This window comes from Novosphingobium sp. (assembly GCF_965228995.1).
In the GTDB taxonomy this organism is placed as follows: domain Bacteria; phylum Pseudomonadota; class Alphaproteobacteria; order Sphingomonadales; family Sphingomonadaceae; genus Novosphingobium.
The window spans coordinates 707978-720411 of the sequence record NZ_OZ245852.1 but is presented as its reverse complement, the minus strand read 5'-3'; the positions used below and the strand labels follow the sequence as shown (position 1 = coordinate 720411).

Below are 12434 nucleotides of genomic sequence, written 5' to 3'. Positions count from 1 at the left end.
TATTCGGACACAGGGGGCAGTTCCGAAATCATGAACGAGCACAGCCGCGCCGAGTTCGAGCAAGTCCTGCGGCGCGCGACCACTTCAGCCATCGAATGGCCGACGCTGGCGCTGATCGCCGCGTGCCACGCCGCCTGGCTGGCCGCAGGCATGCTTCACGCCGCTGCGCCGTGGCTGGCAACCGGGCTGCTCGCGCTGCCGATCGCGCTGCATTCCTCGCTGCAGCACGAGGCGATCCACCGCCATCCCACCCGCAGCGCCGCGTGGAACGAGGCATTGGTCTTCCTGCCAATCGGCCTGCTGATCCCTTATCGCCGCTACCGCGAAACGCATCTTGCGCACCATATCGATATCCGGATCACCGATCCGCACGACGATCCCGAAAGCTTCTACTGGACGGCGGCAGAGCATCAGCGACTGCCCCGCGTGCTGCGCCTGCTGCTCGCGTGGAACGCCTCGGTCGCGGGCCGGCTCGTGATCGGCCCCGCCATCGCAACTGTCCGCTTCCTGCTGGCCGAAGCGCGCCTCGGGCTCAGCCTGCGCGGCGCGGCGGCGCGCGCCTGGCGCGAGGCCTGGGCGCTCCACGCGCTCGGCTTGATGGCGGTTCTGGCCATCATCCATTTCGTCTTCGTGATGCCGTTCCTCGCCTATTTCGGCGCGGTCTACCTTGCCATGGCCCTGCTCGGCCTGCGCGGCTTTGCCGAGCACCGCTGGGCCGAAGCGGTGGATGCGCGTACCGTGATCGTCGAGCGGTCGTGGCTGGGCTGGCTGTTCCTTCACAACAACCTCCACCTCGTCCACCACAAGCAGCCTCACCTGCCGTGGTATGACCTCCCCGAAGCCTTCCGCGCGCACCGCGGCGAATGGCTGGCGCTCAATGAGGGCTATGTCTTCCCAAACTACCGCGCCGTATTCGCCGCCCATGGGCTGCGCGCAAAGGAACCGGTGGTCCACCCTGAGCACCATGGCCTTGCGCCGACGGGCTCACGAAGTCAGACAAGCACCTGAGGATTCGGCCCCGCGCAGGAGAGACCGTGATGAAGGCAACCATGGCCCGCAGGCTCCGGCTTCCCTTGCTGGTCATCGCGGCCGCCGCCTGCATCGGCGCGGCCAAGCCGCAGATCGGCGAACCGGGTCCGCCTCTCGAAATGACGATGATCGACGGCACCAAAGTCACGCTCGCACAGCTTCGCGGGCAGGTCGTGGTCCTCAATTTCTGGGCCACCTGGTGCGGCCCCTGCAAGAAGGAACTGCCGCTGCTCGACGCCTACTACGCTGTCCAGCGCGAGCACGGCCTGCGCGTCTTTGCCGTCACCACCGAGAGTTCGGTCCCGGTAAGCCAGCTCAAGAAGCTCTTCGCCGTCCTGCGGCTCACCCCGCTCCGCTCGATCAGGGGCAAGTACGCCCCGATCAACAATTCGATCCCCACAAACTATGTCTTCGATCGATCGGGCCGCCTGCGCTACGCGCAGGCCGGTGCTTTCGAACTCGACGATCTCAACCGCGAACTGGTGCCGCTGCTGCGCGAACCGGCGCCCGCAGACCTTCCCTCCACGACCTGATCATCCGCCCCTTACCGCGCGGCGCACTGCAAGGCATCGAGGCTGCTTCACGTGCTCTGCGGCGGAACCAGCCCCGCCACCAGCGCCTGCACCGGAGCGCTTGCGGCCAGCAGTCCATGCGCCGGCTGCGCCAGAAAGACGATGGCCGCGCCCCAGGCGAAGGCGGGATGCACCCGGCGATACCGCACCAGATCATGTAACGGCCCCAGCAAGGCAAGGACCAGCACCAGCGAGACCGAAATCGGCACGATCATGTCTATCCCGAACTGACGCACCAAACCCATGCGGGCTATGGCCGGATAGGTCAGCAGCACCAAGGCGCTCACCAGAAGCCGTTTGTGCCATGCGGGTGTCCGGCGCAGGATCAGCGCCCATGCGTAGAGCGCGGCAAACACGAGAAGATCGAGCTGGTCGGTGGCGAAGAGCTCGGCGGGGGTGAAGAACGGCGGGATTGCTCCGCGCGCGATGCACAGCACATTGGTCGCGCTTCCCAGCGGCACCATGATGGCGACGAGTGCGATGGAGAGCAGCCCCAGCCGCTGGTGCAAGGCCCGCGCACCGCTGCGGATCAGCACGCCCTGCACCACAAACAGCAAGACCCACGCAGCCATAACCAGACCATGGATGTGAACCCAAAGCGGCAAACCTTCCGGCGAGGTCACATTCCGGGCGTAGGAGGGACCGAACCCCGCCACGAACACCGCCGCCAGAACCACCGAAATCATGGCCATGAACGGCCGGTCGCGCTCACTGCTGAATCGCAGCGCACCTTCATGCTTGGTCAAACAGCATCCTCCCCGAACTCCCCGCGCCGGAAACCGGCACGCCCCCTCAGGCCAGCAGGTCAGCCCATTCCGGATGGCGCCGGAACGCGGCAGCGACATAGCTGCACTCCGGCACGATCTTCCAGCCTTGCGCCCGCGCATCGGCGATCAGCGCCTCGACCAGTTTGCCGGCAATCCCGCGCCCGCCGATCTCGGATGGCACCAGCGTATGCTCGGTCGTGAGCACATCGCCGCGGCGCACCCAGGTCAGCCGTCCCACCGCACCGCTGTCTGTGACGCGCGCCTGATATTCGCCGTCGGAGCCCTTGTCGATCAGGGTAATCGCTGGATCATCCATCGCTTGTCGCCTCCAAAGGCAAGGTTGCTTCCCCCCGCGCGCCATGCCGGTTAAAGGCAGCGCCCATGAAGTTCTTCTCCGACAACGCCGCCCCTGTCCACCCTCGCATCTGGGCGGCCATGCAGGCCGCCGATAACGCGGACACCGCCTATGACGGAGATGCTCTCTCCGCGCGCCTCGATGGCGCCTTCAGCGATCTCTTCGGCGTTCCTTGCGCCGCGCTCTGGGTGGCGACCGGGACTGCCGGCAATTGCCTCGCGCTGTCGGCCATGGTCCCTCCGCATGGCGGCGTGGTCTGCCACCGCGAAGCGCATATCGAGATGGATGAAGGCGGCGCGCCCGGTTTCTTCCTCCACGGCGCCAAGCTTCTGCTCGCGGATGGTGAAGGTGCCAAAGTCACGCCCGCGACGATCAGCGCTGTGCTGGATGCGATCCGTCCGGGCGTCCATCAGGTCCAGCCGCATGCGATCTCGATCACGCAGGCCACCGAATGCGGCCGCGTCTACACGCCCGCCGAAGTCGCCGCCATCGGCGCGCTGGCCAAGGAACGCGGGCTTGGGCTCCACATGGACGGCGCGCGGTTTGCCAATGCGATCGCGCATCTCGGCTGCCATCCGGCGGACGTCACGGTCCGCGCCGGGGTCGATGCGCTTACCTTCGGCTGCGTCAAGAACGGCGGGATGAGCGCGGAGGCAATCGTGTTCTTCGCGCCCGATCTGATCGACGTCGTCCGCTACCGGCGCAAGCGCGCCGGGCACCTGCAATCGAAGGGCCGCTACCTCGCCGCGCAGATCCTCGCGATGATCGAGGGCGATCTCTGGCTGGAAAACGCCCGCGCCGCCAATGCCGCCGCGCAAGCCATCGCGGCAGCCTGCGGTGATCGCCTGATTCATCCGGTCGAAGCCAACGAACTGTTCGTCGCGCTCGCCCCCGCCGAAGCGGCTGCCTTGCGCGCGCAGGGCCTCGATTTCTACGACTGGCCAGTAACCGACGACGCACCCGCGGGCACCCCGGGCGCCGCCCGCCTTGTGACCGCGTGGAACAGCCCGCCCCATGAAGTGGAGGCGCTCGCCCGCGCCCTTTCCGGGCTATGAGCGTCGATCACCAGACTGCCGAGGCACGGTTCCTCGAGCCGCGCATCCTCGCGCCCTTCCTGATCACCGCGCTGATCTGGGGCTCGACGTGGATCGCGATCAAGTACCAGTTGGGCGATGTGCCGCCCAGCTGGTCGGTTACCTGGCGCTTCACCGGTGCGGCGATCGGCATGTTCGTGTTCGCCGCCTTCAAGCGCTTGCCGCTCATGCCCGACACGCGCGGCCTGATCGTCGCGGCGGTGATGGGCTGCAGCGTGTTCAGCCTCAACTTCCAGTTCGTCTACCGCTCCGAACAGTACATTACCTCAGGCCTCGTCGCCGTGCTCTTTGCGCTGCTGCTGGTGCCCAACACGGTGCTCTCGCGCGTGTTTCTCGGCCAGCGCATCACCCGCGGGTTCATGGTCGGCACTGCTATTGCGCTTGTCGGCATCGGGCTGCTGATGCTCCATGAATACCGTCTGGCGCTCGCGCAGAACGCCGCCATGGGCGCAAAAGTGCTGATCGGCGGCCTGATGGTCATGACCGCACTGCTGTTCGCCTCGGTTGGCAACGTGGTGCAGGCGAGCCCCGCCGCGCGCGGCCAGCCGGTGCCGACGCTGCTCGCCTGGGCGATGATGATCGGCGCGCTCGTCGATGGCACGATTGCGTGGATTCTTTCGGGCCCCCCGCGCTTCGATCTGACGCCGTCTTATGCGGGCGGGGTCGCATACCTCGCCATCGTCGGCACTGTTGTCACCTTCCCGATGTACAACGGCCTCCTGCGCGCGCTCGGGCCCGGCCGCGCCGCCTACAACGGCGTGCTGGTGCCGGTCGTCGCGATGCTGATCTCGACCGTGTTCGAAGGCTACCGCTGGTCGCTGCTGGCCGGTTCGGGCGCAACCTTGGCGATGATCGGACTGGTCGTGGCATTGAGGGCCCGCAACCCCTCGCGGTAAGTCGGATAGGCCGGCCGCCAGCCGAGCACGCGCTTCGCCTTGCCGTTCGCCACGCGCCGGTTCTCTGCATAGAACGCCAGCGCCATCGGTGAGAGCGCGGCTTCCTCCAGCGTCTGCAGCGGCGGCGGGGCGATACCCATCAACCGCGCCGCTTCCTCGATCACCGCATTCTGGCTCAAAGGCTCGTCGTCGGCGAGATTGTAGACGCCCGCCGGACCTGCCATCCCCGCGATCACGCCTGCGGCAATGTCCGAAACATGGACCCGGCTGAACACTTGCCCCTCCATCGCGATGCGCTTCGCCGCACCATCGCGCACCCGGTCGAGCGCGCTGCGTCCGGGGCCGTAGATGCCCGGCAGGCGGAACACCCGCACACGGCTATCGAGGGCCTGCCACGCAAGGTCCGCCGCGGTCCGCGCCGAGCGCCGGCCGCCGCCGACCTCGGCAGTTTCATCAACCCACGCCCCGCCAGTATCGCCATAAACGCCGGTGGAGGAGAGGTAGCCGATCCACTTCGCGGGCGCGGCCTGCAGCGCTTCCCCATAGGCATCGAGCACCGGATCGCCCCCTTCGCGCGCCGGAGGAACCGACGACAGCACGTGGCTCGCCCCGGCGAGCGCCGCGAGGACCGCATCCCTGTCCTCGAAGCGCACCGTGCCATCCCGGCCCGTGCCTTCCACGTCCCAGCCCGCCGCCCGCAACTGCGCCGCGAGGACCTTCGAGGTATACCCCATGCCGAAGATGAGCAGCCTCACGGCTTGGGGTCCGGCATGGGCGGCGGCACGACTTCGCTGGCGTTCGGCACGTGGTCCTTCTTCCATTGCATCGCCATGCGCACCCGCGTCTTGCCCGAGGGGTGATCGAAGAACAGCATTTCCTCAAGCGGCCCCGGCGCGATCTTGCGATAGTCTGAAAGCTTCATCGCCGTCCCGGCAAAGCCATCCGGCTCGCGCGCGGCATCGAGCCCGAAGGCATCGGCCTCGCTCTCCTCCACCCGCACGATCGTGTTGATCACGGGCGTCGCGAGCAGCACCAGCACGCTCATCACCCCGCTCAGCACCGGCAGCGAGGCGGGATCGCCGATGCCTGCAATACCCCACCGCCGCCCGCCATAGCGGATCAGCGGCGAGGTGATCCGTCCGGCCAGCCACAGCAGCGTGCCGAAAACGAGCGTGAACAGCGCGATCCGCTTCCAGATATGGCCCAGTGCATAGTGCCCGATCTCGTGCGCCATCACCGCTGCCGTCTCGGCAAGGCTGGTCTTGCGATAGAGGTTGTCGTTGAGCGAAATCCGCACCGTGGGGCCGAGGCCGGAGACGTTCGCGGAAATCCGGTCTGATTGGCGCGAGGCGTCGATCAGGTAGATATGCTCGGCCGGGACATGGCTCGCCGCAGCGATCTGCACGATCCGTGCGCGCACCGGCCCGGCCGGCAGTTCGGTGGAGGTGTTGAACAGAGGGAACAGGAAGATCGGCGCAAGCAGCATGATGGCCGTCATCGCAGTGGCGACGACCCCGGTGCCGATAAGCCACCAGCGCACGGGGTATTTGCGGATCACCGCATAGATGATCAGCAGAAACAGGCTCCCGAACACCGCGCTCAACACCAGCCCGATCACCTGATCGCCCAGCCAGGCCGCCAGCGACTGGTTCATCAGCCCATACTGCTTTTCGCGCCAGAAACCGGTGTAGACCGACCAGGGCAAGCTCAGCACGCTATCGGCAAGGAGGAACACCATCGCGCAGGCCATGATCCCCAGCCAGGGCCGCCAGCCGCGCCGATGCATACCGTCGCGCACCTTGGGCAGCAGCCGCAGGCGCAGCAGCAGCCAGCACAGCCCGACCGAAAGCAGCGTCCCCCACAGCTGAAGCCATTCGCCCCCTTCGAAGTAGGCATCGGACCGGGCCTTCGCCGGGGCGCTCAGCGTCGCCAGCCACAATTGCGTCGCATGATCGACATCGAACGCGGCGGCATGAGCAAGGCCGGGCACAGCCGCGAGCAGCCCCGGAGAAGCAAGTGCAATCAGTCTTGTCAGCGGCATGGTTTGCGACCCCGTCCCCTTGCCATATCCCATGGCGCATGGGTGCGGCCCGGTCGCGGCCCCGTCAAGCGCTCTTGCCGGGAACTTTTAGACGCCCGCCGATTTTGCGCTTTCCCGCAGGCGCAGGCTCCCTACATTGGGGACATGAACGATCTTTCCCACGCCCCCGCCGTCGCCGCCCCCGTGATCCAGCGCGCGGATTACCGTCCGCCCGAATGGCTGGTGCCGGGAATCGCGCTCGATTTCGCGCTCTCCCTGACCGCCACGCGGGTGCGCGCCGATCTGGTGGTGGAACGCAGAGGCGCGGCGCGGGGGCCCCTGCGGCTCGATGGCGATGGCATTGCCGCCAGGACGGTGCTGGTCGACGGCGCCGCGCACAACGATTGGCGCATGGACGGCACCAGCCTGGTGATCGACCTGCCCGGCGACCGCCACACGGTGACAATCGAGACCGAGATCGATCCATCCGCCAACACCCAGCTTTCCGGCCTCTACGCCTCGAACGGCATGCTCTGTACCCAGTGCGAGGCCGAGGGCTTTCGCCGCATCACCTTCTTCCCCGACCGACCGGACGTTCTCAGCCGCTACACCGTGCGGATGGCGGGCGACAAGGCGGCCTTCCCGGTGCTTCTCTCCAACGGCAACCCGGTCGCTTCAGGCGAGGATGCTGACGGCACCCACTGGGCCGAATGGCATGATCCCTGGCCCAAGCCTTCCTACCTCTTCGCGCTCGTCGCGGGCGATCTCGTTGCCTCGCGCGATAGCTTCACCACCCGCTCGGGCCGCAAGGTGGACCTCGCCATCTACGTCCGCGCCGGAGACGAGACGCGCACCGGCCACGCGATGAAGGCGCTGATCGATTCGATGCGCTGGGACGAGGAAGTCTATGGCCGAGAGTATGATCTCGACCTGTTCAACATCGTCGCCGTGGCCGATTTCAACGCGGGCGCGATGGAGAACAAGGGCCTCAATGTCTTCAACACGCGCTACATCCTTGCCGATCCCGAAACCGCGACCGACGGCGACTACGACGCGATCGAAGGCGTCGTCGCGCACGAATACTTCCACAACTGGTCGGGCAACCGCGTCACTTGCCGCGACTGGTTCCAGCTGAGCCTCAAGGAAGGCTTCACCGTTCTGCGCGACCAGCAGTTCAGCGCGGACATGGGCTCGGCCCCGGTCAAGCGGATCGAGGACGTGCGCATCCTGCGGGCCGCGCAGTTCCCGGAGGATTCGGGCCCGCTCGCCCACCCGATCCGTCCAGATTCCTATCAGGAAATCAGCAACTTCTACACCGCGACGGTCTATAACAAGGGCGCGGAAGTGATCCGCATGATGACCGTGCTGGCGGGCCCCGAACGCTTCCGCAAAGGCACCGATCTCTACTTCGACCGCCACGACGGCGAGGCGGCAACTTGCGAGGATTTCGTCCGGGCCATCGAAGACGGTGCCGGGCTCGACCTCAAGCAGTTCCGCCGCTGGTACGAACAGGCCGGCACCCCGCGCGTGACCGCCAAACTGGTCCATGCCGAAGGTACTGCCACGCTCACCCTCTGCCAGACCGTGCCCGCCACCCCCGGCCAGCCGGACAAGCAGCCGATGGTCATCCCGCTGCGCACCGCACTGTTCGATCGCGCCACCGGCAAGCACCATGGCGAGCAGCTCCTCGTGCTGACCGAGGCCGAGCAGACCTTCACGTTCTCCGGCTTCAGCGCGCCGCCGGTCCTTTCGATCAACCGAGGCTTCTCGGCTCCCGTCGCCATCGACATGCCGATGCCGACCGCCGACCTCGTCTTCCTCGCCGCGCATGATGACGATCCCTTCGCGCGCTACGAGGCGATGCAGCAGCTCATGGTCCGCCACCTCGTCGCTGCTGTCTCTGGCGAGCTGGCCGACGAGGCGCGCGGCGAAGGCCTCGCTGCCATCCGCGATGTCTACGCAGCGGTTCTGGCCGATACCGCGCTCGACGATCTCATGCGCGGCGAACTCCTTATCCTCCCCGGCGAAGGCTATATCGCCGAACAGCTCACAAAGGCCGATCCCGCGCGCATCCACGCCGAGCGCGAGGCGCTGAAGCGCTGGCTCGGCAGCGAGCTCGCCGCGCAGTGGCGTGCGCTCCACGATCGCTGCACGGCCGTGCCCTACAGCCTTGAGGCAGCCGCACGCGGCGCGCGCAAATTGAAGACGCAGGCGCTTGTCTATCTCGCCGCCAGTGAACCCGCTGCAGCCGCGCACCGCGCCAAGGCCCAGTACGACGCGGCAGACAACATGACCGATCGGCAGGGCTCGCTCATGGTCCTGGCCGGGATCGGCGCTGCGGAGTGCGATGCAGCCCGCCGCGCCGCGCTCGCCGATTTCCGCGCGCGCTTTGCCGGCAATGCGCTGGTGATCGACAAGTGGTTCTCGATCCAGGCCGGCGCGCTTCACCCCGATACCCTCGCGCATGTCACCGCGCTTGCCGATCACCCGGATTTCACGTTCACCAACCCCAACCGCGTGCGCGCGCTTTACATGGCCTTTGCCGCCAATCCGCAGGCGTTCCATGCCGCCAGCGGCGCAGGCTACCGGATGATTGCCGATCTCATCCTCAAGCTCGATCCGATCAACGGCAATGTTGCGGCGCGCTTCGTGCCGCCGCTCGGCCGCTGGCGCCGGATCGAGCCTGTACGCGCCGCACTGATGCGCGCCGAGCTTGAACGCATCGCCGCCGCCCCCGGCCTCTCGCGCGATGTGCGCGAACAGGTGAGCAAGAGCCTGGAAGGATAAGGGATTGGGGATGAACGAGCCGGTTGAAGCACTGGCCCACCCGGCGCTGGCAGGTGCGGCGCATGGGTTCCTCGGTCGGCGCGGCGGGGTCAGCACAGGCCTCCATGCCGGGCTCAATGTCAGCTACAGCGAGGACGATCCCGCACACACCGCTGAAAACCGCCGCCGCGCCGGCGCTGCGGTGCTGCCAGGTGCGCGGCTTCTCACCTGCTTCCAGATCCATTCGCCCGACGTCGTCACCGTCACGGCGCCGTGGGATGATGCGGACCGGCCCAAGGCCGACGCACTCGTCACGAACCAACCCGGCCTGCTCCTCGGCATACTCACCGCCGATTGCGCGCCGGTGCTGTTCCATGATCCGCACGCGGGCGTGATCGGGGCCGCGCATGCGGGGTGGAAAGGCGCCATCGGCGGCGTGACGGACCGCACGGTCGAGGCGATGGAAGCGCTCGGCGCAGACCGCGCGCGCATCGCTGCCGTAGTCGGCCCCTGCATTGCGCAGAAAAGCTACGAAGTGGATGCCGCCTTCGAAACTCGCTTCGCGTCCGAAGACGCAGACAACGCCCGCTTCTTCAAGGCGGGCCGCGCCGGGCACAGCTGGTTCGATCTCGAAGGCTATGTCGCCGCGCGGCTCGCCGGATTCGGCGTCGGCACTGTCGCCATGCTGGGCGAGGACACTTACTCGCAGACAGAGCGCTTCTACTCGTTCCGCCGCTCAACCCATGCCAGTGAAGTTGCCTATGGCCGCCAGATTTCGCTGATCGGCCTGCGCTGAGTGCAAGACAGTCCCTGTCCCCCTCGTCCCCTGTCCCCTTCGTCATTCCCGCGAAGGCGGGAATCCAGCGCGAACAAACGCTAAAGCAGCCCCATCCCGCGCAGATCCGCTTCCAGCGCCCCGGCCCCTCGCGTGAAGTGATGCACCCGCCAGCCGAGCGCCGCGGCGCTGGCGATATTCGCGGCGTTGTCGTCGATGAACAGCATCCGCTCCGGAGCATGGCCAAAGCGGCGCGCGGCGAGGTGGAAGATCGCCGGATCGGGCTTGGCCAGCCGTTCGACGCCGCTCACCACGACATCGCCCATATGATCGAGCACGGGGAAAGTAGGGCGGAACATCGCCCAGGTATCTGCGCCGAAATTGGTGATCGCAAACTGCGGCACGGCGTTCGCCGCCAGCGCCTCGACCAGCGCGGGCGTGCCTTCGATCGGCCCGGGGATCGTATCCAGCCAGCGCGGGGCATAGGCCTCGATCAGCGCGCGGTGCTCAGGGAATGCCGCCACCTTCTCCGCGATCAGGTCCGCCAGCGGCTCGCCCCCATCGTGGCGGAAGTGCCACGGCACGGTGACGACATGCGCGAGGAACCAGTCGAGCTCGGCCGGATCGTCGATCAGCTTCTCATAAAGGTAGCGGATGGACCACTGCACCAGCACGTGGCCGATATCCCAGACGACCGCATCGACCTTGTCGCTCACGTCGTTCATCCCTTCCGCACATGCAAAAAGCCTCCGCGAGTGGCGGAGGCCTTCTGCCGGTTCAAGACCGTGCGATCGCAATGCCCCGCCGAAGCAGGGCCAGCAATCAGCCCTGGCGCGCCTTGAAGCGCTTCTGGGTCTTGTTGATGACGTAGGTGCGGCCGCGACGGCGGATCACACGGTTATCCCGGTGGCGATCCTTTAGCGACTTCAGGCTGTTGCGAATCTTCATGGCGAATCCTTATGCCCGAGCCGACCGGGCCGAAATTGGAACGCGGCGGTTATGCGCGAGGAACAGGAAAGTCAACCGTCCCCGCGGATCTCGCCAAGTTTCCGTTCCCACGCCAGTGCGTGGCTCACGATCACGTCCAGATCGGCATAGCGCGGCACCCAAGGCAGCGTCGCCTTGATCCGCCGGTTGTCCGAAATCAGCGAATCGGGATCGCCCGCACGGCGCCCTTCCAGCTTGCGCTCGATCTTGAGGTTGGTCACCCGGTCCACCGCATCGAGCACCTGAAGCACCGAGAACCCCTGACCATAGCCGCAGTTCATCGTCAGGGAGCGATCAGGCTCTGCGATCAGGGCCTCCAGCGCCAGCACATGCGCAGCTGCCAGATCGGAAACGTGGATATAGTCGCGCACCCCGGTGCCGTCTGGCGTATCGAAATCGGTGCCGAACACGCCGACATGGCTGCGCTTGCCAAGGGCGGCTTCCACCGCAACCTTGATCAGGTGCGTCGCCCCGGCAGTCGATTGGCCGGTGCGCGCTTCCGGGTCCGCACCGGCCACATTGAAGTAGCGCAGCGCGCAGTAGTTCAGCGGATGCGCCCGCGCGGTGTCCGCCAGCATCGTCTCGGTCATCAGCTTCGACATGCCATAGGGATTGATCGGCGATTTGGGGCTGTCCTCCGTCACGGGCGAGACTTCCGGGATGCCATAGGTCGCCGCAGTCGAGGAGAAGATGAAGTGCTTCACACCAGCCTCCACCGCCGCCGCGATCAGCGCGCGGCTCTTGGCGGTGTTGTTGTGATAGTACTTGAGCGGGTTCTCGACTGATTCCGGCACGATAATCGAACCGGCGAAATGCATCACCGCGCCGATCTTCTGCTCGGCAAAGATCCGCGCCAGCAAAGCGCCATCCTCGATATCGCCTTCATAGAGCGGCACGCCGTCCGGAATCGCGAAGCGGAAGCCGGTGGTCAGATTGTCGATCACCACAACCGGCCAGCCCGCATCCTTCAGCGCCAGCACCGCGTGGCTGCCGATATACCCGGCGCCGCCGGTGACGAGAACGGGAACCTGGCCCATGCGAATCACTCTCCTCTGGTAATGCTGCACTGCACTAGCAGCCTCCTCATGCGTTGGAATCGACAAACGAACCGTTCATGCGCAAGACAGGCCGCAGGACGTAGTTTCCGCGTTCGTCCGTCCCGAAAGGCCTCTG

13 protein-coding genes are annotated in these 12434 nt (G+C 66.5%); 6 read left to right on the top strand and 7 right to left on the bottom strand.

What is annotated here, in order from left to right:
- The first annotated feature begins 30 nt into the window (after positions 1-30).
- A complete protein-coding gene (locus ACO056_RS03275; RefSeq protein ID WP_421851752.1) occupies positions 31-1008 on the top strand; it encodes a fatty acid desaturase in 978 nt (325 codons plus the stop codon).
- Positions 1009-1037: 29 nt separating this feature from the next.
- Positions 1038-1562: a TlpA family protein disulfide reductase gene (locus ACO056_RS03270; protein WP_421851748.1), complete on the top strand. Its 525-nt coding sequence runs from the start codon at positions 1038-1040 to the stop codon at positions 1560-1562.
- Positions 1563-1609: 47 nt separating this feature from the next.
- On the opposite strand, the gene ACO056_RS03265 is transcribed toward ACO056_RS03270, so the two are convergent.
- Positions 1610-2347, bottom strand: a complete 738-nt coding sequence (locus ACO056_RS03265) for a hypothetical protein (protein WP_421851745.1) — start codon at positions 2345-2347, stop codon at positions 1610-1612.
- Between the two features lie 46 nt (positions 2348-2393).
- Positions 2394-2684 carry a GNAT family N-acetyltransferase gene (locus ACO056_RS03260; RefSeq protein WP_421851742.1) on the bottom strand — a complete coding sequence of 97 codons (291 nt, stop codon included), beginning with the start codon at positions 2682-2684 and terminating at the stop codon, positions 2394-2396.
- A gap of 65 nt (positions 2685-2749) precedes the next feature.
- On the opposite strand from ACO056_RS03260, the gene ACO056_RS03255 reads away from it, so the two are divergent.
- On the top strand, positions 2750-3778 hold the full coding sequence (locus tag ACO056_RS03255) for a threonine aldolase family protein (RefSeq protein WP_421851739.1): 1029 nt from the start codon (positions 2750-2752) through the stop codon (positions 3776-3778).
- Positions 3775-4713, top strand: coding sequence for a DMT family transporter (locus ACO056_RS03250; protein WP_421851736.1), 939 nt, complete (start codon positions 3775-3777; stop codon positions 4711-4713). Before ACO056_RS03255 ends, ACO056_RS03250 begins: the two co-directional genes overlap by 4 nt.
- On the opposite strand, the gene ACO056_RS03245 is transcribed toward ACO056_RS03250, so the two are convergent.
- Both ACO056_RS03245 and ACO056_RS03240 read right to left on the bottom strand, forming a co-directional pair.
- Positions 4623-5468: an SDR family NAD(P)-dependent oxidoreductase gene (locus tag ACO056_RS03245; RefSeq protein ID WP_421851733.1), complete on the bottom strand. Its 846-nt coding sequence runs from the start codon at positions 5466-5468 to the stop codon at positions 4623-4625. The genes ACO056_RS03250 and ACO056_RS03245 overlap by 91 nt on opposite strands.
- Positions 5465-6754, bottom strand: a complete 1290-nt coding sequence (locus ACO056_RS03240) for a M48 family metallopeptidase (protein ID WP_421851730.1) — start codon at positions 6752-6754, stop codon at positions 5465-5467. Before ACO056_RS03240 ends, ACO056_RS03245 begins: the two co-directional genes overlap by 4 nt.
- Positions 6755-6898: 144 nt before the next feature.
- Between ACO056_RS03240 and pepN the strand changes: the two genes are divergently transcribed.
- Both pepN and pgeF read left to right on the top strand, forming a co-directional pair.
- Entirely contained in the window at positions 6899-9520 is a 2622-nt protein-coding gene (gene pepN / locus ACO056_RS03235; RefSeq protein ID WP_421851727.1) for an aminopeptidase N, read from the top strand.
- A gap of 10 nt (positions 9521-9530) precedes the next feature.
- Positions 9531-10295 (top strand): peptidoglycan editing factor PgeF, encoded by a 765-nt coding sequence (gene pgeF / locus ACO056_RS03230; RefSeq protein WP_421851724.1) that lies wholly within the window; start codon positions 9531-9533, stop codon positions 10293-10295.
- Between the two features lie 80 nt (positions 10296-10375).
- On the opposite strand, the gene ACO056_RS03225 is transcribed toward pgeF, so the two are convergent.
- From ACO056_RS03225 to galE, 3 genes are all read right to left on the bottom strand, one after another.
- Positions 10376-10999 (bottom strand): HAD-IA family hydrolase, encoded by a 624-nt coding sequence (locus ACO056_RS03225; protein ID WP_421851721.1) that lies wholly within the window; start codon positions 10997-10999, stop codon positions 10376-10378.
- 97 nt (positions 11000-11096) lie between these two features.
- Positions 11097-11222, bottom strand: coding sequence for a type B 50S ribosomal protein L36 (ykgO, locus tag ACO056_RS03220; protein ID WP_054122357.1), 126 nt, complete (start codon positions 11220-11222; stop codon positions 11097-11099).
- 71 nt (positions 11223-11293) lie between these two features.
- Entirely contained in the window at positions 11294-12298 is a 1005-nt protein-coding gene (gene galE / locus ACO056_RS03215) for a UDP-glucose 4-epimerase GalE (RefSeq protein ID WP_421851718.1), read from the bottom strand.
- Positions 12299-12434 lie beyond the last annotated feature (136 nt).

What these genes read in the sequence shown, in the direction of transcription:
- ykgO (WP_054122357.1), bottom strand. Translation starts at nt 11,222, where the DNA reads ATGAAGATTCGCAACAGCCTGAAGTCGCTAAAGGATCGCCACCGGGAT.
- ACO056_RS03250 (WP_421851736.1), top strand. Translation starts at nt 3,775, where the DNA reads ATGAGCGTCGATCACCAGACTGCCGAGGCACGGTTCCTCGAGCCGCGC.
- ACO056_RS03240 (WP_421851730.1), bottom strand. Translation starts at nt 6,754, where the DNA reads ATGCCGCTGACAAGACTGATTGCACTTGCTTCTCCGGGGCTGCTCGCG.
- pepN (WP_421851727.1), top strand. Translation starts at nt 6,899, where the DNA reads ATGAACGATCTTTCCCACGCCCCCGCCGTCGCCGCCCCCGTGATCCAG.
- ACO056_RS03260 (WP_421851742.1), bottom strand. Translation starts at nt 2,684, where the DNA reads ATGGATGATCCAGCGATTACCCTGATCGACAAGGGCTCCGACGGCGAA.
- ACO056_RS03255 (WP_421851739.1), top strand. Translation starts at nt 2,750, where the DNA reads ATGAAGTTCTTCTCCGACAACGCCGCCCCTGTCCACCCTCGCATCTGG.
- galE (WP_421851718.1), bottom strand. Translation starts at nt 12,298, where the DNA reads ATGGGCCAGGTTCCCGTTCTCGTCACCGGCGGCGCCGGGTATATCGGC.
- ACO056_RS03275 (WP_421851752.1), top strand. Translation starts at nt 31, where the DNA reads ATGAACGAGCACAGCCGCGCCGAGTTCGAGCAAGTCCTGCGGCGCGCG.
- pgeF (WP_421851724.1), top strand. Translation starts at nt 9,531, where the DNA reads ATGAACGAGCCGGTTGAAGCACTGGCCCACCCGGCGCTGGCAGGTGCG.
- ACO056_RS03270 (WP_421851748.1), top strand. Translation starts at nt 1,038, where the DNA reads ATGAAGGCAACCATGGCCCGCAGGCTCCGGCTTCCCTTGCTGGTCATC.
- ACO056_RS03225 (WP_421851721.1), bottom strand. Translation starts at nt 10,999, where the DNA reads ATGAACGACGTGAGCGACAAGGTCGATGCGGTCGTCTGGGATATCGGC.